Raw genomic sequence first — 21,188 nt, forward strand, 5'->3', positions numbered from 1 at the left:
CTTTATGTCCGGCAGTTTTCAAATGGCTCTTTTCGTAAACATTGTTGCTTTTTGACTAGATATTAAAATCTTAAGTGAATTGTGGCGGATAAACTTGACTCCTGCGGGAAATTAGAGGGAAATGGGAGACCCCGCAGGCAGGGCCGAGGAGGCTCCCAGCCGGACCTCGGAAAGCAAGTTCCTGTAGCGGAAAGTAACGGACAACATTTATAATCGAAAACAACAATCTATGCGAAAACAGCTTTTCAAATAAAGGTTTCGTGCAAGATTTCTATTAATAGTTCGCTGCATCTGGATGGATTGCGGGAAGGGGCTTTATCTTTTCAAACAAACTGCCCTGAATTATGATAGAATATGGTTGATTTTAAAGAATAGTAGGGAGGATCCTAAATGTTCCTCAAACGTTTGGATATAGTAGGATTTAAATCATTCGCAGAGCGGGTGAATGTAGATTTTGTAAAAGGCGTGACCGCAGTAGTCGGACCAAACGGCAGCGGGAAAAGCAATATTACCGATGCCATTAGATGGGTGCTTGGCGAGCAGTCGGCAAGGTCACTCCGTGGAACGAAAATGGAGGATATTATCTTTGCCGGAAGCGACTCAAGAAAAGGCGTAAATATGGCGGAGGTTACACTCACTCTTGATAACGAGGAGCAGTTTCTGCCGATCGATTATCATGAGGTATCGGTTACGAGAAGAGTATACAGATCTGGTGAAAGCGATTTTTATATTAACAATCAGTCTTGCCGGCTGAAAGATATTGTCGATCTTTTTATGGATTCCGGACTTGGCAAAGAAGCTTTTTCAATCATCAGCCAAGGAAAAGTGGAAGAAATTCTCAGCAGCAAAGCGGAGGAAAGACGCAGCATCTTTGAAGAAGCGGCAGGTGTTTTAAAATATAAAACACGAAAGAAAAAAGCAGAATTCAAATTAGCAGAAACGCAGGAAAATCTTAATCGTGTTCAAGATATACTTCATGAACTTGAAGGCCAGGTCGAGCCTCTTAAAATTCAGGCATCGATTGCAAAGGATTTTCTGGAAAAAAAAGAAGAGCTTGAGCAATTTGAAGTAGCTCTCACTGTTTATGAAATTGAAGAGCTTCATAAAAAATGGGAGTCTTTATCACAGACTGTTGAGAATGGAAGACTGCAAGAAAGCAGTCTGTTTGCCTCTGTTCAAAAGAAAGAAGCTGAAATTGAACAAACCAGAGATCAGTCCCAGGCACTCGACGAATCTATCAATGATCTTCAGCAAGTGCTGCTTCTTGCAAGCGAGGACCTCGAAAAGCTTGAAGGCCGCAAAGAAGTTCTTAAAGAGCGCAAAAAAAATGCTCATCAGAATAAATCTCAGCTGCAAAAAATAATAGAAGAAGCATCTGAACGGACAGCAGCTCTTGAGAATGAAAAGAAAACCCAGTCAGCATTATTGGAAAAGCTCCAAAAAGAAGTCAGCGATCTTAAAAAGCAGCTTCAGGAGAAACAAACACTGCTGTCAACGTACGATCAGAACATTGAAGAGAAAATTGAATCTCTCAAAAGTGAATATTTTGATTTGCTGAATGCACAGGCACAGGCAAGAAATGAAATGACGTACATAGATGATCAAATGGATCAGCAAACAAAAAAAACCGGCCGGTTAAAAGAAGCAAATCAAAAGTACATTAACGAACGAAATGAAATTGAAGAGAAAAAGAGAAGACTTAAAGCAAAGCTTTCTTTACTTGAAGATCAGCTGGATGAACAAATTAAAACCTTCCGTGCCGCACAGGCAAAATTAGAGAAGGACAAAGCAGCTTATCAAAAAAGAGAAACGGCACTTTATCAAGCCTATCAATATTTGCAGCAGACAAAATCGCGCAAAGAAATGCTTGAGGCTATGCAGGAGGATTACGCAGGATTTTTCCAAGGTGTAAAGGAAGTCCTGAAGCAGCGCCATCAGCTTCAAGGCATTCATGGAGCCATTGCAGAGCTTATATCAACGGACAAGCAGTATGAAACAGCAGTAGAAATTGCCCTTGGCGGTGCTGCGCAGCATGTGGTAGTTGAAGACGAACAAGCTGCAAGAACAGCGATTTCTTATCTGAAGAAAAATGCGTTTGGACGTGCGACATTCCTGCCATTAACTGTCATGAAGGAACGCGCCGTTTCAGCGCATGATCTCCAAACATTGAGAAGCCACAGTGCTTTTAAAGGAATTGCTTCAGATCTGGTTTCTTTTGACCCTCGCTACCAGAAGGCTGTATCTAATTTGCTCGGCACAGTCGTTGTCACAGAAGATTTAAAGGGTGCAAATGAACTTGCTAAACTGCTAAACTACCGTTTTCGCTTCGTTACCGTGGGCGGAGACGTCGTAAACCCCGGGGGATCGATGACAGGCGGAGCCGTCAAGCAAAAAAACAATTCACTCTTAAGCCGCAGCCGCGAATTAGAAACAATTGAAAAGCAATTTAATGAAATGAGCGACAAAACAAGTCAGCTTGAAGAAGACGTGAAATCACTGAAGCACTCAATTTCAGCTCTGGATCAGCAGGTTGAACTTCAAAGAGAAAAAGGAGAGCAGCTGCGGATTGAAACACAGTCAGTCCGGTCCGAACTGAGAGAGATGGAAATGAACGAGAAGAATGTAAACAATCATCTTTCTCTTTATGATGCCGAAAAAGAATCATATCAGATTGAAGAGGCCAGAATGATAAAGCGGAAAGAAGAGCTTTCGGTGCAGCTGGATGCTTCACAGGAAAAAATGAAGAATCTTGATCAGCTTATTGCTGAATTATCTGCACAAAAAACAACCCAGCAATCTTCAAAAGAAGAAGTACAAAACGAGATGACCGATCTGAAAGTTGTTTTAGCAAGCAAAAAGCAATCACTCGAAAATCAGCTTGAAAAAGCAGATCGGACAAAGCTTGAGCTTGATAATCAGCATAAAAAGCTGACAGAAGCGCGGGAAGATTTGAATTTCCTGCACGATGAAATGAATTCCAATTTTTCAGGTGAAGAAAAATTAGAGGAAACAGCCCGTCAAAAACGCGAAGACAAAAACAAGACGATTGAACTGATTTCCGTCAGACGAAATCAGCGCCTGAAACTTCAGGATCAGCTTGAGGTTTCTGAACGGGAAGTGAAAGAATTAAACAGGCAGCATAAGCAGCTTTCAGATCTGCTAAAAGATGAAGAGGTCAGATTAAACCGATTCGATGTAGAACTTGATAATCGACTGAATCATTTACGCGCGGAATACTTGCTTTCATTTGAAGCTGCCAAAGAAAAATATGTTCTGGATCTTGATGCGGGTGAGGCACGCAAGCGGGTAAAACTCATTAAACTTGCGATTGAAGAGCTTGGAACGGTCAATCTTGGAGCAATTGATGAATATGAAAGGGTTTCAGAACGATTCCATTTTCTGACTGATCAGCGCAATGACCTTCAAGAAGCCAAAGACACTCTCTATCAGGTTATTGGGGAAATGGATGAAGAAATGAAAAAGAGATTTCATCATACCTTCACCCAAATCAGATCTCATTTTGAGTCTGTCTTTCAAGCGCTATTTGGAGGCGGCCGAGCAGAGCTCAGGCTTACAAATCCAGATGATCTGCTGAACACAGGGGTAGATATTGTTGCTCAGCCTCCAGGAAAAAAACTTCAAAACCTCGGTCTTTTATCAGGCGGAGAGCGTGCATTAACAGCAATTGCATTGCTTTTCTCTATTTTAAAAGTCCGTCCGGTGCCATTTTGTGTCCTTGATGAGGTCGAAGCAGCGCTTGATGAAGCAAATGTCCACAGGTTTTCTCAATATCTGAAGAAATTCAGCAAAGACACACAATTTATCGTTATTACACACCGCAAAGGCACGATGGAAGATGCTGATGTACTGTATGGCGTCACCATGCAGGAGTCAGGCGTTTCCAAGATGGTTTCAGTCCGCTTGGAAGAAACAAAAGAATTTGTGCAATCAGGATGAAAGGAAGAAGCTGAATGAGTTTTTTAAAAAAATTAAAAGAGAAATTTACACAGCAGCAAGAGCCGGATTCTTCGCCGGAAAAATTTAAAGACGGCCTGACAAAAACACGGGTTTCATTTTCAGAACGGGTGAATAATCTTGTAGCCCGCTACCGCAAAGTAGACGAAGAGTTTTTTGAAGAGCTTGAAGAAGTCTTGATCGGTGCCGATGTTGGCGTATCAACGGTCATGGAATTGATTGATGAGCTGAAAACAGAAGTAAAGCGCCGCAACATCCAAGATTCAAAAGATGTGCGTTCTGTCATTTCAGAAAAGCTCGTTGACATCTATCAAGGGGAAGATGCTGAATCTCCAAAACTTGATATTCAGGAAGGCCGATTAAACGTCGTCCTGTTTGTCGGAGTAAACGGTGTTGGAAAAACAACGACAATCGGAAAACTTGCACACAAGCTTAAGAGCGAGGGCAAATCCGTTCTGCTCGCTGCAGGAGACACATTCCGCGCTGGTGCGATTGAACAGCTGGAAGTTTGGGGAGAGCGCACAGGAGTGGATGTTATTAAGCAGTCAGCCGGATCTGATCCCGCAGCAGTCATGTTTGATGCAGTCCAGGCAGCTAAAGCAAGAAAAGTAGATGTCTTATTGTGCGATACAGCAGGACGTCTGCAAAATAAGGTAAACCTCATGAAAGAGCTCGAAAAAGTGAAGCGCGTGATCGAACGTGAAATTCCTTTCGCTCCTCATGAAGTGCTGCTCGTCCTTGACGCAACAACTGGCCAAAATGCCATGGTCCAGGCGAAACAATTTTCTCAGGCGACAGATGTATCAGGCATCGTCCTGACGAAGCTTGATGGCACGGCAAAAGGCGGCATCGTTCTCGCCATCCGCAATGAACTGAGCATACCGGTGAAATTTGTCGGCCTCGGCGAAAAAATGGATGACCTTCAGGAATTTGATGCTGAACAGTATGTATATGGATTATTTGCTGATTTAGTGGAAGAAGCCTAATCAGAGAAAACTGTCTCATGAAGCCGTGAATACGGCTTGTGGTGAGGCAGTTTTTTCTTATCTTGAGAAATGGTAGGCTGCATACCGAAAAATGACCAAGAAATCATTGTAAATCACAGGAAAATGGCATTTAGTTGATGTATCTGGACTTTATCTGGCTTCCTTTCCGCTATCCGCAAACGAGTTTCGGGAACGGTTCCGCATTTCATGGTGGCAAGCTTCACCTCCTAGCCCCTCGGCCAGAACGGATCCGCCAGTAAAGGCAAAAAGCGTCTTTTCTGTCGGATCCTTATCTGTCTGTCGGGTCTGACCAGTCGGTTCCGCTTTTCTCGGTGTCTAGCTCCATCGCCCAACTCCTCGGCCAGAACGGATCATCCAGCAAAGGCAAAAAGCGCCTTCACTGGCTGATCCTTATCTGTCTGTCGGGTCTGACCAGTCGGTTCCGCTTTTCTCGGTGTCCAGCTCCACCTCCTAGCCCCTCGGCCAGAACGGCTCCGCCAGCAAAGGCAAAAAGCGCCTTCACTGGCTGATCCTTATCTGTCTGCCTGCGCTAAACGGGCGATTCCTCTTTTCTAAGTGTTAAGAAAAAAACTTGACATGTATTTCAATAGCTTGTAAACTAATGACTTGTAAAGGCAATTCCCTTAACAAAGGAGAGACGCTGAGTGATGCTTGAAAAAACAACGAGAGTAAATTATCTGTTTGACTTTTATCAATCGTTGTTGACACCAAAGCAAAAAAGCTATATGTCGCTTTATTATCTTGATGATTACTCCTTGGGAGAAATTGCTGAAGAGTACGACATTAGCCGGCAGGCCGTGTATGATAACATAAAACGAACTGAGGCAATGTTAGAGCAATATGAAACCAAATTATTGCTTTTTCAAAAATTTCAAGAGCGTCAACATTTGATTGAACAATTAAAAGCTGCAGCGTTCAAGATTGATCAGGAACGTTCACTTTTGACGCTGATTGAGGCGCTGGAGAAATTAGATTAGGAGGCGGCATGTATGGCATTTGAAGGATTAGCCGACCGACTGCAGAATACAATCGCAAAAATCCGCGGCAAAGGCAAAGTGTCGGAGTCTGATGTAAAAGAAATGATGCGTGAAGTGCGATTAGCACTTTTAGAAGCAGACGTTAACTTTAAAGTCGTAAAAGATTTTGTGAAAAAAGTAAGCGAACGGTCAGTAGGACAGGAAGTTATGACAAGCTTAACTCCTGGCCAGCAGGTCATTAAAGTTGTTAAAGAAGAGCTGACTGCTTTAATGGGCGGCGAACAGAGCAAAATTGCCGTCGCCAATAGACCGCCAACCGTTATTATGATGGTTGGTCTGCAAGGTGCCGGTAAAACAACGACAACAGGAAAGCTTGCGAATCTGCTTCGAAAGAAACATAACCGCAATCCTCTGTTGGTCGCTGCAGATATTTACCGTCCTGCTGCCATCAAACAGCTTGAAACACTTGGAAAACAGCTGAATATGCCTGTCTTTTCCCTGGGTGATCAAGTAAGTCCTGTTGAAATTGCCAAGCAGGCGATTGAGCATGCAAAAAAAGAACATCTTGATTACGTTCTGATTGATACAGCGGGCCGTCTTCATATTGATGAAACACTGATGGATGAGCTTCAGCAGGTAAAAGAATTATCAAAACCTGATGAGATCTTCCTCGTTGTTGATGCAATGACAGGACAGGATGCCGTAAATGTAGCACAAAGCTTCAATGATCAGCTCGGCTTAACAGGCGTAGTCCTGACAAAGCTTGATGGCGACACACGGGGCGGGGCTGCACTATCCATCAGATCTGTAACCCAAACACCAATTAAGTTTGTAGGTCTTGGTGAAAAACTGGATGCAATTGAAGCATTTCATCCAGAACGCATGGCATCCCGTATTTTAGGCATGGGCGATGTTCTCACATTGATTGAGAAGGCACAGGCCAATGTGGATGAAGATAAAGCAAAAGAACTTGAACAAAAAATGAGGACTGCTTCGTTTACATTTGACGACTTCCTCGAACAGCTCGGACAAGTCCGCAGCATGGGACCGCTTGATGAGCTTCTTGGAATGCTCCCTGGCGCAAACAAAATTAAAGGGTTAAAAAATGCTCAAGTCGATGAAAAACAGATCGGATCTGTTGAAGCCATCATCCGTTCGATGACGAAGGAAGAAAAACAGCATCCTGAAATCATCAACTCTGGCCGCAGAAAGCGGATTGCAAAAGGAAGCGGAACGACCGTCCCGGAAGTAAACCGTCTCTTAAAGCAATTTGAAGACATGAAAAAGATGATGAAACAAATGACGAGCATGTCAAAAGGCAAGAAAAAAGGCGGAATGAAATTTCCGTTTATGTAACAATTTTTAGGTGTTAAGAAAAAACACTTTACAAAGTGCTTTTTCATTGATATCATACTATCTTGTTGAAATATTTTCGGAGGTGCTTTATAAAATGGCAGTAAAAATTCGTTTAAAACGCATGGGAGCTAACAAATCTCCTTTCTATCGTATCGTAGTTGCAGATTCTCGTTCACCACGTGATGGACGTTTCATCGAAACAGTTGGAACTTACAATCCAGTTGCTAACCCGGCAATCGTTGACATCAACGAAGAGCTTGCTCTTAAATGGATGCAAAATGGTGCAAAACCATCTGACACAGTTCGCAACTTGTTCTCAAACCAAGGCATTATGGAAAAATTCCATAACGCTAAACACAGCAAGTAAGGGCTGATTCGATGAAAGAGTTAATCGAGTCGATCGTGAAGCCGCTTGTTGACCATCCTGAAGATGTGTCTGTTGTAGAAAATGAACGTGAACATCAAATTGTCTACGAATTAACCTTACATCAAGATGATATCGGCAAGGTGATTGGAAAACACGGCCGGATAGCGAAAGCGATTCGGACTGTTGTATACGCAGCAGGATCTAACTCTAAAAAAAGAGTCCAGTTGGAAATTAATGATTAAGCAAAAAAGGGGAGGTATAACCTCCCTTTTTTTTGTACAATGAAAGTGATAAAGAAATGCTGTTTTTAGAATAGGTTACCGGAGGAATGGCGATGGAAATCTTCCAGACAGTTATGGTCAAACAAATATTGACAGAAACGAGCAGGGAACAGCTTTTAAATCATTTCATGCAAACCAAACAGCAGCTGGAACGGGAAATTGATCAGCTTTCTTTTCAGCTGAAGAAAAAAGAAAAAACGAATCAGACAGAAGAAATGCGCAAACAATATCAGCGGGAAATATCAAAGCGGATGGATAAAATAAAAATAGCCGACTTTCAAATACAGCAATTACATACTCTGCCGCTTGGAAGCGAAATGAAAGAAAAAGAGATGAATGCCATCCTGGAGGTTCAAGTCGGGGACCGCTGGGATGATCTAATAAAAGAAAAGACAATTGTGATTAAAGATGGAATAGTAGTCGAAATACGCTAGAGGTGAATAGGAATGGCAGAAAAATGGTTTAATGTAGGGAAAATCGTAAATACTCATGGTGTAAAAGGAGAAGTCAGAGTTTTATCGACGACGGATTTTCCTGAAGAACGCTATCAGACAGGAAATGTTCTCTATCTCTTTCAAAATGAACAGAAAGAGCCTGTAGAAGTAAAAATTAAAACACATCGTTTTCATAAAACATTCGATCTCCTTACATTTGAAGGACATGGTTCTATCAATGATGTCGAGAAATTTAAAAATTCTCTTATTAAAGTCCCTGAAAGCCAGTTAACAGATCTTGATGAAGGTGAGTACTATTTTCACGAAATTATCGGCTGTACGGTTTTAACGGACGAAGGAGAAGAAATTGGAACGATTAAAGAAATTCTCGAAACAGGGGCCAACGACGTATGGATTGTCAAAAGAAAAAACAAAAAGGATGCCTTAATTCCTTTCATTGATGATGTTGTTAAGGAGATTGATGTAGAAGAAAAGCGCATTGTTATTTCACTAATGGAAGGACTAATTGACGAATGAGAATTGACTTTTTAACTCTCTTTCCGGAAATGTTTCATGGAGTGATCGGCAATTCCATTTTGAAAAAAGCGGAAGAAAAAGGTGCCGTCAGCTTTAAAGTAACCAATTTCAGAGATTACTCTGACCATAAACACTCAATTGTGGATGACTATCCATATGGCGGAGGAGCGGGCATGGTTTTGAAGCCGCAGCCAATATTCGATGCTGTAGAGGATATTCAAAAAGAAAGCGGATCTGCTCCTAAAATTATTCTCGTATGCCCTCAGGGTGAAACGTATACCCAGAGAAAAGCAGAGGAACTTGCAAAGGAAGAGCATTTGGTTTTTATCTGCGGACATTATGAAGGATATGATGAGAGAATCAGAGAGCATTTAGTAACGGATGAAATTTCGATTGGAGATTTTATCCTTACTGGCGGTGAATTAGCTTCGATGGTTATTGCAGACAGCGTCGTCAGGCTGCTTCCGGACGTTTTGGGCAATGAGGACTCTCCAATGCTTGATTCCTTCAGTACAGGGCTCCTGGAGCATCCTCACTACACTCGTCCATCTGAATTCCGCGGCATGAAGGTTCCGGATGTATTAATCTCCGGCAATCACGCTAAAATTGATGAATGGCGGGAAAAAGAATCGCTGCGAAGGACGTTTAACAGAAGACCTGATTTGCTCAGCTCCTTCGATTTATCAGACAAGCAGAAAAAGTGGATAGAAGAATTTAAAAAAGGTTAAATGCAGTATTGCGTGAGCTGTTTCGATATGATATGATGTTTCTTGTGATTTGGTTGCCTATAAAGTGTTTTTCCTTGAAAGGCATTTGGCGCTCGTCACACTAAAACGGTGTTCCGCTGCATGATTTATTTTGTAATGAGCATCTGTTGGAAGGAGTTGAAAACGATGCAAAAACTAATTGAAGATATCACTAAAGAACAATTAAGATCTGATCTTCCTGCTTTCCGTCCTGGAGACACTGTACGTGTACACGTTAAAGTTGTTGAGGGAACTCGTGAGCGTATTCAGATTTTTGAAGGTGTTGTCATTAAGCGTCGTGGTGGTGGAATCAGCGAAACTTTCACAGTTCGCAAAATTTCTTATGGGGTAGGCGTTGAGCGTACATTCCCAGTTCACACACCTAAAATCGCACAGTTAGAAGTTATCCGTCGCGGTAAAGTACGCCGTGCGAAACTTTACTACTTGCGCGAACTACGCGGTAAAGCGGCTCGTATTAAAGAAATTCGATAATCGATCGTACCTAAAAGGGCTTGTCTACTTTGAACAAGCCCTTTTTTCTTAATGTAAACAAACAATGGCTCTGCGCAGCCCGACTATAAAAGATTCATGACAAAAACGTGTATGAGAAGGTGAACTAAAAAGATGACCCGAAAAAAGAGCGAGTTGTTCGAATGGATTAAAGCACTCGCTATTGCAGTAATACTCGCAGCTGTTATCCGTTTTTTCTTATTTGCGCCAATTGTTGTGGATGGCTTGTCCATGATGCCTACTCTGCACGATCAGGACCGTATGATCGTTAATAAGATTGGCTACAAAATAGGTGAACCGGAACGGTTTGATATTGTCGTGTTTCATGCAACAGAGGAAAAGGATTACATCAAAAGAGTCATCGGACTTCCGGGTGACCGTGTAGAATACCGTGATGATACGCTCTACATTAACGGAAAAGCCTACGCTGAGCCTTATTTAGATGAGTATAAAAATACGCTGATTGACGGACCTTTAACAGAACCGTTTACAGTAGAAGAAGTTCCGGAAGGCCAGTTGTTTGTAATGGGGGATAACCGCAGGTACAGCAAAGACAGCCGCCATATCGGCCCGGTGCCCAAAGATGAGGTTATGGGACAAACCAGCCTGATCTACTGGCCATTAAATGATATTCGATTTGTTAAGTAATGCTCTTTTCGCAGTCTATGTTTCTCAGCAAGTGCACAGAAAACATGCGAATGAGTAAAGAAATAAAGCAGGTGTAAAGAATGACTATCCAATGGTTTCCCGGCCACATGGCCAAAGCAAGACGTCAAGTAACCGAAAAATTAAAGTTAATAGATATCGTATTTGAACTTGTCGATGCGAGAATTCCAGTTTCATCAAGGAACCCGATGATCGATGAGATTATTTCAAGTAAACCGAGAATTGTGCTGCTGAATAAAGCAGATATGGCTGATCCGAAGGCGACCCAGCAATGGCTTGCCTATTTCAAAGAGCAGGGCATTCACGCATTGCCGATTGATGCTAAAACGGGTACAGGCATGAAGCAGATTGTTTCGATGTCAAAAGAAGTCCTGAAAGAAAAGTTTGACAGACTGGCTGCAAGAGGAGTTAAACCAAGAGCGATTCGCGCATTGATTATCGGCATTCCAAATGTAGGAAAGTCGACGCTTATTAACCGTCTGGCAAAAAAGAATATGGCAAAAACCGGAGACCGTCCGGGTGTTACTACTGCGCAGCAGTGGGTGAAAGTAGGCAAAGAGCTTGAACTGCTTGATACTCCAGGGATTCTATGGCCTAAATTTGAAGATGAGCTTGTCGGGCTCAAGCTTGCAACTACAGGTGCCATAAAAGATGCTATCTTAAATCTCCAGGAAGTTGCTTTTTATGCATTGGGATTTTTGGGGGAAAAGTATCCGCACCGGCTTAAAGAAAGATATGCACTTGAAGAAATTCCTGAAGATCGTGTAGAGCTTTTTGATGCTGTAGCGAAAAAAAGAGGATGCATCATGTCAGGCGGATGGGTGGACTATGATAAAACCTCCGAGCTTCTTCTGAGAGAAATCCGTTCTGAAAAGCTTGGACGCCTGAGCTTTGAAACGACAGAAAGCATTCAGCAATAAGAAAAGAAGACTCGCTAAATGGCGCGTCTTTATTTTTTTTGTAAAAGGTTAGGCTCTTTTAGTCCGTACATATTGATAAATAAAGGCAGTGATATCTATGAAAAAGCAATCAACTGATCAAATCAGGCAAAAATTGATTCAAGTACAGCATTCAGATGACCCATTTTTACTCGAATGCATAAAAGATGAACGAAAAAGTGTACAAGCACTCGTCAATAAATGGATGCGCAAGTTTGAACAGAAGAAAAAAGATATGCAGATGTTTGAAGACATGATGACATTTGAGCGTCAGGCAAGAGACAAGGGATATAAATACATATGCGGAATTGATGAAGTCGGAAGAGGACCTCTCGCAGGCCCTGTTGTGGCTGCAGCAGTTATCCTGCCTGAAGAATTTTATCTGCCGGGGTTAACTGATTCCAAAAAATTGTCTGCAGAAAAAAGAGACCTTTTTTACGAGACCATTCTGAGTGAGGCTGTTGCTTATGGAGTCGGCATTATTTCACCTGCGCAAATTGATGAGCTGAACATCTATCAGGCTACAAAAGCGGCGATGCTGAAGGCTGTTGATGAGCTCGCTGTGAGCCCTGAGTACATGCTTATTGATGCGATGGAGCTTGCCCTCCCAATCCCTCAAGAATCATTGATAAAAGGGGATGCAAGAAGCGTGAGCATCGCTGCGGCCTCTGTCGTGGCAAAGGTAACGAGAGATCGAATCATGAAAAAGCTGGCAGAAACATTTCCGCAGTATGGCTTCGATCAAAATATGGGATATGGTACAAAACTGCATCTTGAAGCTTTAAATAGGGATGGGATAACTGATTATCACCGCAAGAGTTTTTCTCCAGTGAAAGAAATGGCACTCATTAAATAAGGGGGCAGCGCTAATGGATCCTATCATTACTGGTAAACCTCAGGTATTCAGTCAAAAAGAAGAAATGCCTGGTTTCAGGAAGAATGATATCGTTTATGGGAAAATCCTTGATAAAAAGGGGGATCGAGCTGTTATACAAATTGGAGAAACTAAACTTCATGCAAGGATCGACAGCAGTTTTCCTTCTTCAGGCAGCTATTGGTTTGAGGTGAAATCCAGTAAAGAGAACGATGCCATTCAGCTGAAAATGCGGTCGTTTGCAGAGATGTCCGGAAAGCATTCAGATGCACCGGCATTTATCCTGAATCTTTTAAAGCAAGCTAATGTTCCCCGTACTAAAGAGAATGTTGATTTCATGCATCAGCTGCTGCAGGAGCACCCTGGAATCAAGCGAACAGAGCTGCAGCAGACATTGAAGCATGCTGCTGAAACAGGAAGACGAGATCCGGCAACACTGATGGCGTCCATATCATTCGCTTTGAAAAATAACATTCCTCTGTCTGCAGCGGTCTTAAATGCCCTTTTTGATGTGCAAAGCAGGGAAACCCTCTATGATCAATTAAAACAGCTTCACAGTGTACTGGAGACTGAAGAAGCCCTTAAGACTCAAATTGGCTCCATAATCGCTCGGGATACCGAAAAAAATGCTGACGCCCTGGCCGGAGTATTATCTTTCTTTCAAAAGAAGGCTGGAATAAAGGCGGAAATTTCCATTTTACAGCAGCTTGCAAAAGGTGCTGATTCTATCCGGCAAGAGGAGAATCTGAAGCTTCTATTGCTGTCTGCAAGTCTCAAACAGTCTGATCCGGCTGTAAAAGAAAAAATCGATCAGCTGCTTTCAAAGCTGAACGGACAAACTTTGTTAAGTGCTGACCAAGGATTCACTCAAAACCACTTCATGCAGATACCGCTTCATTATGGGGATTTTCAATCTGACCTGAACATCGAATGGACGGGCAGAAAGAATGATAAGGGAGAAATTGACCCGGATTATTGCCGGATCCTTTTTTACTTAAATATGAATGTTCTTAAAGACATTATGATTGATTTACATATTCAAAACCGCATTATGAACGTCACGATTTATAATCAGTCTTTGCCGTTTCATTCGCTCTTACGCAAACATGCAGATGCGTTAAAACAAAAATTGCAGCAGCATCATTATTCAGTGAGTTTAATCAAAATTGAACAGTTTAAAGAAGCTGAAGATCATCATTCTCAATTTATGAACAGGGTCATGTACCGTAATCATCGTGCAGTGCAGGAAGTGGATCTGAAAATATGAAAAAAGAAAATAAGCAAAAGAAAGCGGCAGCACTCAGGTATCAAGATAAAAAGGATGCTGCTCCCCGTGTCACTGCTAAAGGCAAAGGGCATCTGGCTGACACGATTATTGAAGCTGCGAAACTTAATGATGTACCAGTTCAAAAGGACCCTTCATTAATCGAAGTTCTCCATAAGATGGAAGTGAACGAGCAGATTCCGGAAGAACTTTATCAGACAGTCGCTGAAATTTTTTCATTTCTTTATCAGGTGGATAAAGAAGCCGAAACGAAGCAAACGAACGATAAATGCAGAGATTGATAATATTTTATATTACTAGAAAAATAATTTTTGTGAAAAAGTTTGAAAAAAATGAAGGATTCGACGAATTTCTGCAGAATAGTAGACAAGGAATCAACTATTTTATAAAATGAAAGCGCAGTCTATTTTTTTCGTACATAAGTTAGGAGGATGGGAAATGAATATCCATGAGTATCAAGGAAAAGAAATCCTTAGAAAATATGGAGTAGCAGTACCAAACGGCAAAGTTGCCTTCACAGTTGAAGAAGCTGTGTCAGCAGCAAAAGAATTAGGTACTGAAGTAGTTGTCGTAAAAGCTCAGATCCATGCGGGCGGCCGCGGTAAAGCTGGCGGGGTAAAAGTTGCAAAGAATATTGAAGAAGTAGAAACTTATGCGAAAGAAATTTTAGGCAAAACGCTGGTTACTCACCAGACAGGTCCGGAAGGCAAAGAAGTAAAACGCTTACTGATTGAAGAAGGCTGCGATATTAAGAAAGAATACTATATCGGACTTGTACTAGACCGTGCAACTTCACGTGTTGTCTTAATGGCATCTGAAGAAGGCGGAACGGAAATTGAAGAAGTTGCAGAAGCGACTCCTGAAAAGATTTTCAAAGAAGTAATCGATCCTGCTGTAGGTTTACAAGCTTACCAGGCCCGCAGAATTGCTTTTAATATTAATATTCAAAAAGAATTAGTGGGACAGGCTGTTAAATTCATGATGAGCCTGTACAAAGCATTCACTGAAAAAGACTGTTCGATTGCAGAAATCAATCCTCTTGTTGTAACAGGAGACGGAAAAGTAATGGCGCTTGATGCAAAATTAAACTTTGACGCAAATGCCCTTTACCGCAGAAAAGATATTCTTGAATACCGTGATCTTGACGAAGAAGATGCGAAAGAAATCGAAGCTTCTAAATATGACTTAAGCTATATTTCATTAGATGGAAATATCGGCTGTATGGTTAACGGAGCAGGACTTGCTATGGCTACAATGGATATCATCAAGTACTATGGTGGGGATCCCGCAAACTTCCTGGACGTTGGGGGCGGTGCAACGGCTGAGAAGGTAACAGAAGCGTTTAAGATTATCCTTTCAGATCAAAACGTAAAAGGGATTTTCGTCAACATTTTCGGCGGTATCATGAAATGTGACATTATCGCTCAGGGAGTTGTTGAGGCAACGAAACAAGTTGGACTTGAAATTCCTTTAGTTGTCCGTTTAGAAGGAACTAACGTAGAGCTTGGCAAAAATATCTTAAATGAATCCGGTTTGAATATCACATCTGCAGAATCAATGGCTGATGGCGCACAAAAAATTGTATCTTTAGTAGGGTAAGAAAGGCAGGGGACTAAGATGAGCGTATTTATTAACAAAGATACTAAAGTGATTGTACAGGGAATTACAGGATCTACTGCTCTATTCCATACGAAGCAAATGCTTGAGTATGGCACAAAAATAGTAGGCGGAGTTACACCGGGAAAAGGAAACACGGAAGTAGAAGGAGTTCCTGTCTTTAATACAGTTGAAGATGCTGTTAAAGAAACAGGTGCGAACGCATCAGTCATTTATGTTCCGGCACCATTTGCTGCAGATGCTATCATGGAAGCTGTTGATGCTGAACTTGATCTTGTTATCTGCATCACTGAGCACATTCCGGTTCTTGATATGGTGAATGTGAAGCGTTACATGGAAGGCAAGAAAACACGCCTTGTGGGACCAAACTGCCCTGGTGTTATCACACCTGATGAATGTAAAATCGGCATCATGCCAGGATATATTCATACAAAAGGCCATGTTGGGGTTGTATCACGTTCTGGAACATTAACATACGAAGCTGTTCATCAGCTTACTCAAGCAGGCATCGGTCAATCTACAGCTGTAGGTATTGGCGGAGATCCTGTAAACGGCACAAACTTCATCGATGTTTTAAAAGCTTTCAATGAAGATGAGGACACGTATGCAGTCATCATGATCGGCGAAATCGGCGGAACTGCTGAAGAAGAAGCAGCGTTATGGATTAAAGAAAACATGACGAAACCAGTTGTAGGATTTATCGGCGGACAAACAGCACCTCCTGGAAAGCGCATGGGCCATGCTGGAGCGATTATTTCAGGCGGCAAGGGTACTGCGGCTGAAAAGATCAAAACAATGAATGAGTGCGGCATCAAAGTAGCTGACACTCCATCCGTTATGGGTGAAACATTGATTGAAGCACTAAAAGAAAACAATTTACTTGAAAAATGTAAAACACATTAAAAAAGATCTGGGAATAGCGTTTCATGCTATTCCCTTCTTTCTACCTGAACACAATTTTAAAATGCTTTAAAAAGCTTTCTAATAAAACTATATATAATAGTAGAAAGGGACAAAAAATGCTCGAAATTCACCATAAAATTATTCATTTATCCCACTGCCGGGGCTTTCGCCATATGAATTTTTTCAACCTGCTGAAAGCCGATCCAACCTTAAAATCTCTATATAGACTTACAGATCAAGAGATACAGCAGCTTTTCCGCCTGTCAGATCAAGCTCTCCCCCAATTCCTTCAGGATTTCCACTCATTCAACCTTCATGAAGTTATCTCTCAATATAGTGAACAAAACCTTCATATGCTCACTCTTTTTGATGAAAACTATCCAGAGCTGCTCCGTGAAATACCAGACCCTCCTCCAATTCTATTTTATATAGGTGACATGACTCGACTAAAAATGAAAAAAATAATCAGCATTGTCGGAACACGGAATCCAACCACTTACGGCTCCAATGCGCTCCGGAAAATCGTGAATCCTTTAGTCAGAGATGGATGGACGATTGTAAGCGGGCTGGCAAAAGGCATAGACGCGCTTGCTCATCGTGCTGCAATAAGCGAAAACGGGAAAACAATCGGTGTTATTGCAGGGGGACTGAATCATTTTTATCCTAAGGAAAATAAAGCTCTGTTTGAACAAATGTGCACTGAACAACTTGTACTTTCGGAACATCCTCCAAATATAAAACCTCAAAAATGGCACTTCCCTCAAAGGAACCGAATTATCAGCGGCTTGAGTCTTGGTACAGTTGTCATGCAGGCAAAAGAAAAAAGCGGCTCGCTGATTACAGCAAACACCGCTTTGGATCAGGGAAGACAGGTTTTTGCTGTACCAGGGTCTATTTTTGACGATTTTTCTGCAGGAGCAAATCAGCTGATTAAGCAGGGCGCCTACCTCGCAGAAGACGGAAGCGATATCATAAATGATCTCATTTTACAGGTATAATAAGTGTGATTTTCCTTCTTATGTTCATTTACTGTTTGACAAACTGCATAACTATATTTAATAATAGTGGAGATTTAACCTGTTTAAGCAAATCATGGAATGTATGCGATTCTTTTTGTATGCAGGCAGGAATATCATTTCATTTAAAAGATAAACACATAAATTGAAAAAGTGAAAGTATGAAAATAAAGAGAGAGAACACCTCTTTAAGGAGGATCATGTATGTCGGATTTTTTAGTGATTGTTGAATCGCCGGCAAAAGCGAAAACAATCGAACGATATCTAGGGAAAAAATATAAAGTTAAAGCTTCAATGGGGCATGTCCGCGATCTTCCGAGAAGTCAGATTGGCGTGGACACTGAGGGGAATTACGAACCGAAATATATTACCATTCGGGGAAAAGGGCCAGTACTTAAAGAATTAAAAACAGCGGCAAAAAAAGCAAAAAAAGTTTATCTCGCAGCTGACCCGGATCGCGAAGGGGAAGCCATTGCCTGGCATCTGGCTCATAGTCTGGACGTTGACGTTTTGTCAGACTGCCGTGTTGTTTTCAATGAGATTACAAAGGATGCCATAAAAGAATCATTTAAACATCCGCGCCCGATCAACATGGATTTAGTTGATGCTCAGCAGGCTAGACGGATTCTGGACAGATTAGTCGGTTATAAAATCAGCCCGATTCTCTGGAAAAAAGTTAAAAAAGGCTTAAGTGCAGGCCGTGTTCAGTCTGTAGCAGTTCGTCTGATTATTGACCGCGAAAAAGAAATAAAAGCGTTTATTCCGGAAGAATACTGGACTATCGAGAGTCAATTTCTAAAAGACAAGGATCTGTTCGATGGCGCATTTTTCGGGATTAATGGAAAAAAAGCGGAATTAAAAACCGAAGATGATGTTAAAGCAGTGCTAAATAAAATCAAAGGCAACAATTTTACAGTTACAAACGTTTCGAAAAAGGAACGAAAACGCAATCCTGCGGTACCATTTACTACATCTACATTACAGCAGGAAGCAGCCCGCAAATTGAATTTCAGAGCGAAAAAAACAATGATGATTGCTCAGCAGTTATACGAGGGAATGGACCTTGGAAAAGAAGGGACTGTCGGTCTGATTACTTATATGCGTACAGACTCTACAAGAATTTCTGAAACAGCTCAGCAAGAAGCATTTACTTACATCGAACAGAAGTACGGAAAAGAATTTACGAACACAGCAAAGAAGGCTGCGAAGAAAAATTCAAATACACAGGATGCCCATGAGGCGATCCGTCCTACTTCAACTTTGAAAGACCCTTCTTCTTTAAAAGAGTTTTTAAGCCGAGATCAGCTTCGTTTGTACAAATTGATCTGGGAACGATTTGTGGCAAGTCAAATGGCTTCAGCCGTCCTCGATACAATGAGCGTGGATTTAAACAATAACGACGTGATGTTCAGAGCGAATGGGTCCAAAATTAAATTTCCCGGGTTTATGAAAGTTTATGTCGAAGGAAATGATGATGGAGTGGAAGAGAAGGACCGCATGCTTCCGGATCTGCAAAATGGAGATGTGGTGTATTCTAAAGATATCGAACCTGCTCAGCATTTTACTCAGCCGCCTCCGCGCTATACAGAGGCAAGACTTGTGAAAACGCTTGAAGAACTGGGAATAGGCAGACCGTCAACGTACGCACCCACACTTGATACCATTCAGAAAAGGGGCTATGTTGCACTTGATAATAAACGTTTTATTCCGACAGAGCTTGGTGAGATCGTCCTTGAATTGATTATGGAATTTTTCCCGGAAATCATCAACGTTGAATTCACGGCTAAAATGGAAAACAGTCTGGATGAAATTGAAGATGGGAATGTTTTATGGGTTAATATCATTGACGATTTCTATAAAGATTTTGCCAAGCGCCTGGAAGTCGCTGAAAATGAAATGGAAGAAATCGAAATTAAAGATGAACCGGCTGGCGTTGACTGTGAAGAGTGCGGCAACCCGATGGTGTTTAAGATGGGTCGCTACGGAAAATTCATGGCATGTTCGAACTTCCCTGACTGCCGCAATACGAAACCGATTGTAAAAGAAATCGGTGTACCTTGTCCGAAGTGTGAAAAAGGGAATATCGTCGAAAGAAAATCAAAGAAACGCCGCATTTTCTATGGCTGTGATCAGTTTCCAGAATGTGACTTCCTCTCATGGGATAAACCGATTGCAAGATCATGTCCAAAGTGTGATAATATGCTAGTTGAGAAAAAACTCAAAAAGGGCATGCAGGTACAGTGCGTGAACTGTGATTATAAAGAAGAACAGCAAAAGTAAAGGTGAGCGAAGTCTTGCTCACCTTCTTTATGTGTTTTATGGAGGTTAAATAAATGAACAACAAAACAGTAAATGTAATTGGAGCCGGTCTTGCCGGCAGTGAAGCTGCATGGCAGCTTGCAAGTCGCGGAGTCCACGTAAACCTTTATGAAATGAGACCGGTTAAACAGACTCCGGCACACCACACAGATAAATTTGCAGAATTAGTCTGCAGCAACTCGCTTCGTGCAAATGGATTAACGAATGCAGTCGGCGTTCTGAAAGAAGAAATGAGAATGTTCGATTCAGTGATTATTAAATCTGCTGATGACTGTGCTGTCCCAGCGGGCGGCGCACTCGCAGTTGACCGTCATGAATTTGCAGCACTTGTTACGGATCGTGTGAAAGGGCACCCTAATGTAACTGTCATCACAGACGAAGTAACTGAAATTCCGGCTGGTCCAACAATCATTGCAACAGGACCGCTTACTTCTAAAGCGTTATCTGAGCAATTAAAGGCACTTACGGGTGAAGAATATCTTTACTTCTATGATGCTGCTGCTCCTATTCTTGAAAAAGACAGCATCGACATGGACAAGGTGTACTTGAAGTCCCGTTATGATAAGGGCGAAGCAGCATACTTAAACTGCCCAATGACAGAAGAAGAGTTTGATCGTTTTTATGATGCGCTTGTTGAAGCCGAAACGGTTCCTCTTAAAGAATTCGAAAAGGAAATTTTCTTTGAAGGCTGCATGCCGATAGAAGTTATGGCAAAACGCGGGAAAAAGACCATGCTTTTCGGCCCGCTTAAACCAGTGGGACTTGAAGATCCGAAGACTGGAAAAAGACCTCATGCGGTCGTTCAGCTCAGACAGGATGATGCTGCCGGCACCCTTTATAACATTGTCGGTTTTCAGACACATTTAAAATGGGGGCCACAAAAAGAAGTACTGAAGCTGATCCCAGGTTTAGAGAATGCAGAGATTGTCAGATACGGTGTGATGCACCGGAATACATTCATTAATTCACCTAAAATGCTGAAGCCGACTTATCAGTATAAAGAGAGAGAGGATCTGTTCTTTGCAGGCCAAATGACAGGCGTTGAAGGCTATGTAGAATCCGCTGCTTCTGGCTTATTAGCTGGCATCAATGCTGCTAATTATGTTCTCGGAGAAGAAATGCTCGTACTGCCGCATGAGACAGCAATGGGAAGCATGGCAAGATATATTACAACAGCAAATCCTGACAATTTCCAGCCGATGAATGCGAATTTTGGCATTTTTGCAGAGCTTCCGGAGCGTATTAAAAATAAAAAAGAACGCTACGAAAGATACGCAAATAGAGCGATTGAAACAATTCAAAAAATTTCGAAAAAATCATAGAAATCATTTGCAAGGGCTGCTGAATGTGTGATAACATTTAGTAGCCCTTGTGAGGTGT

20 protein-coding genes are annotated in these 21,188 nt (G+C 41.8%); all 20 read left to right on the forward strand.

Annotation, left to right across the window (positions count from 1 at the left end; all coding sequences use genetic code 11):
* The first annotated feature begins 390 nt into the window (after nucleotides 1-390).
* The 20 genes from smc (at nucleotide 391) to trmFO (ending at nucleotide 21,130) form a co-directional block, all read left to right on the forward strand.
* Nucleotides 391-3,957, forward strand: a complete 3,567-nt coding sequence (gene smc, locus GJU41_RS06610) for a chromosome segregation protein SMC (RefSeq protein WP_154318189.1) — start codon at nucleotides 391-393, stop codon at nucleotides 3,955-3,957.
* Nucleotides 3,958-3,971: 14 nt separating this feature from the next.
* Entirely contained in the window at nucleotides 3,972-4,961 is a 990-nt protein-coding gene (gene ftsY, locus GJU41_RS06615; protein ID WP_070879149.1) for a signal recognition particle-docking protein FtsY, read from the forward strand.
* A gap of 665 nt (nucleotides 4,962-5,626) precedes the next feature.
* Nucleotides 5,627-5,959: a putative DNA-binding protein gene (locus tag GJU41_RS06620; RefSeq protein ID WP_139149128.1), complete on the forward strand. Its 333-nt coding sequence runs from the start codon at nucleotides 5,627-5,629 to the stop codon at nucleotides 5,957-5,959.
* Nucleotides 5,960-5,971: 12 nt separating this feature from the next.
* A complete protein-coding gene (gene ffh / locus GJU41_RS06625) occupies nucleotides 5,972-7,315 on the forward strand; it encodes a signal recognition particle protein (RefSeq protein WP_070877224.1) in 1,344 nt (447 codons plus the stop codon).
* A 94-nt stretch (nucleotides 7,316-7,409) separates the two neighbouring features.
* The gene (gene rpsP / locus GJU41_RS06630; protein ID WP_070877225.1) at nucleotides 7,410-7,682 is read left to right on the forward strand and encodes a 30S ribosomal protein S16; all 273 of its coding nucleotides are present in this window, start codon (nucleotides 7,410-7,412) and stop codon (nucleotides 7,680-7,682) included.
* 11 nt (nucleotides 7,683-7,693) lie between these two features.
* A complete protein-coding gene (locus GJU41_RS06635) occupies nucleotides 7,694-7,924 on the forward strand; it encodes a KH domain-containing protein (protein ID WP_133311086.1) in 231 nt (76 codons plus the stop codon).
* 92 nt (nucleotides 7,925-8,016) lie between these two features.
* Nucleotides 8,017-8,397: a YlqD family protein gene (locus GJU41_RS06640; protein ID WP_070877227.1), complete on the forward strand. Its 381-nt coding sequence runs from the start codon at nucleotides 8,017-8,019 to the stop codon at nucleotides 8,395-8,397.
* Nucleotides 8,398-8,409: 12 nt separating this feature from the next.
* Nucleotides 8,410-8,934, forward strand: a complete 525-nt coding sequence (gene rimM, locus GJU41_RS06645; protein ID WP_154318190.1) for a ribosome maturation factor RimM — start codon at nucleotides 8,410-8,412, stop codon at nucleotides 8,932-8,934.
* Complete coding sequence (gene trmD / locus GJU41_RS06650; protein WP_070877229.1) at nucleotides 8,931-9,662, forward strand: tRNA (guanosine(37)-N1)-methyltransferase TrmD; 732 nt, start codon at nucleotides 8,931-8,933, stop codon at nucleotides 9,660-9,662. The genes rimM and trmD overlap by 4 nt, the downstream gene beginning before the upstream one ends.
* 165 nt (nucleotides 9,663-9,827) lie before the next feature.
* Nucleotides 9,828-10,172, forward strand: a complete 345-nt coding sequence (rplS, locus tag GJU41_RS06655) for a 50S ribosomal protein L19 (RefSeq protein WP_029281375.1) — start codon at nucleotides 9,828-9,830, stop codon at nucleotides 10,170-10,172.
* Nucleotides 10,173-10,304: 132 nt separating this feature from the next.
* Entirely contained in the window at nucleotides 10,305-10,838 is a 534-nt protein-coding gene (gene lepB / locus GJU41_RS06660; RefSeq protein WP_070877230.1) for a signal peptidase I, read from the forward strand.
* Nucleotides 10,839-10,918: 80 nt separating this feature from the next.
* Nucleotides 10,919-11,776 (forward strand): ribosome biogenesis GTPase YlqF, encoded by an 858-nt coding sequence (ylqF, locus tag GJU41_RS06665; protein WP_070877231.1) that lies wholly within the window; start codon nucleotides 10,919-10,921, stop codon nucleotides 11,774-11,776.
* A 97-nt stretch (nucleotides 11,777-11,873) separates the two neighbouring features.
* A complete protein-coding gene (locus GJU41_RS06670) occupies nucleotides 11,874-12,650 on the forward strand; it encodes a ribonuclease HII (protein ID WP_154318191.1) in 777 nt (258 codons plus the stop codon).
* Between the two features lie 13 nt (nucleotides 12,651-12,663).
* Entirely contained in the window at nucleotides 12,664-13,935 is a 1,272-nt protein-coding gene (locus GJU41_RS06675; RefSeq protein WP_154318192.1) for a hypothetical protein, read from the forward strand.
* A complete protein-coding gene (locus GJU41_RS06680) occupies nucleotides 13,932-14,234 on the forward strand; it encodes an EscU/YscU/HrcU family type III secretion system export apparatus switch protein (RefSeq protein ID WP_154318193.1) in 303 nt (100 codons plus the stop codon). The genes GJU41_RS06675 and GJU41_RS06680 overlap by 4 nt, the downstream gene beginning before the upstream one ends.
* Before the next feature lie 157 nt (nucleotides 14,235-14,391).
* Nucleotides 14,392-15,552 carry an ADP-forming succinate--CoA ligase subunit beta gene (gene sucC / locus GJU41_RS06685; protein ID WP_070877235.1) on the forward strand — a complete coding sequence of 387 codons (1,161 nt, stop codon included), beginning with the start codon at nucleotides 14,392-14,394 and terminating at the stop codon, nucleotides 15,550-15,552.
* Between the two features lie 18 nt (nucleotides 15,553-15,570).
* Nucleotides 15,571-16,473 carry a succinate--CoA ligase subunit alpha gene (gene sucD, locus GJU41_RS06690; RefSeq protein ID WP_070877236.1) on the forward strand — a complete coding sequence of 301 codons (903 nt, stop codon included), beginning with the start codon at nucleotides 15,571-15,573 and terminating at the stop codon, nucleotides 16,471-16,473.
* A gap of 173 nt (nucleotides 16,474-16,646) precedes the next feature.
* Nucleotides 16,647-17,471: a DNA-processing protein DprA gene (gene dprA, locus GJU41_RS06695; RefSeq protein ID WP_224771365.1), complete on the forward strand. Its 825-nt coding sequence runs from the start codon at nucleotides 16,647-16,649 to the stop codon at nucleotides 17,469-17,471.
* 222 nt (nucleotides 17,472-17,693) lie between these two features.
* Nucleotides 17,694-19,769, forward strand: coding sequence for a type I DNA topoisomerase (topA, locus tag GJU41_RS06700; protein WP_154318195.1), 2,076 nt, complete (start codon nucleotides 17,694-17,696; stop codon nucleotides 19,767-19,769).
* A 53-nt stretch (nucleotides 19,770-19,822) separates the two neighbouring features.
* Nucleotides 19,823-21,130 carry an FADH(2)-oxidizing methylenetetrahydrofolate--tRNA-(uracil(54)-C(5))-methyltransferase TrmFO gene (gene trmFO / locus GJU41_RS06705; RefSeq protein WP_070877239.1) on the forward strand — a complete coding sequence of 436 codons (1,308 nt, stop codon included), beginning with the start codon at nucleotides 19,823-19,825 and terminating at the stop codon, nucleotides 21,128-21,130.
* The last annotated feature ends 58 nt before the right edge of the window (nucleotides 21,131-21,188 follow it).

Origin of the sequence: Metabacillus idriensis, assembly GCF_009674765.1 — a bacterium.
GTDB classification, from domain to species: Bacteria; Bacillota; Bacilli; order Bacillales; family Bacillaceae; genus Bacillus_P; species Bacillus_P idriensis.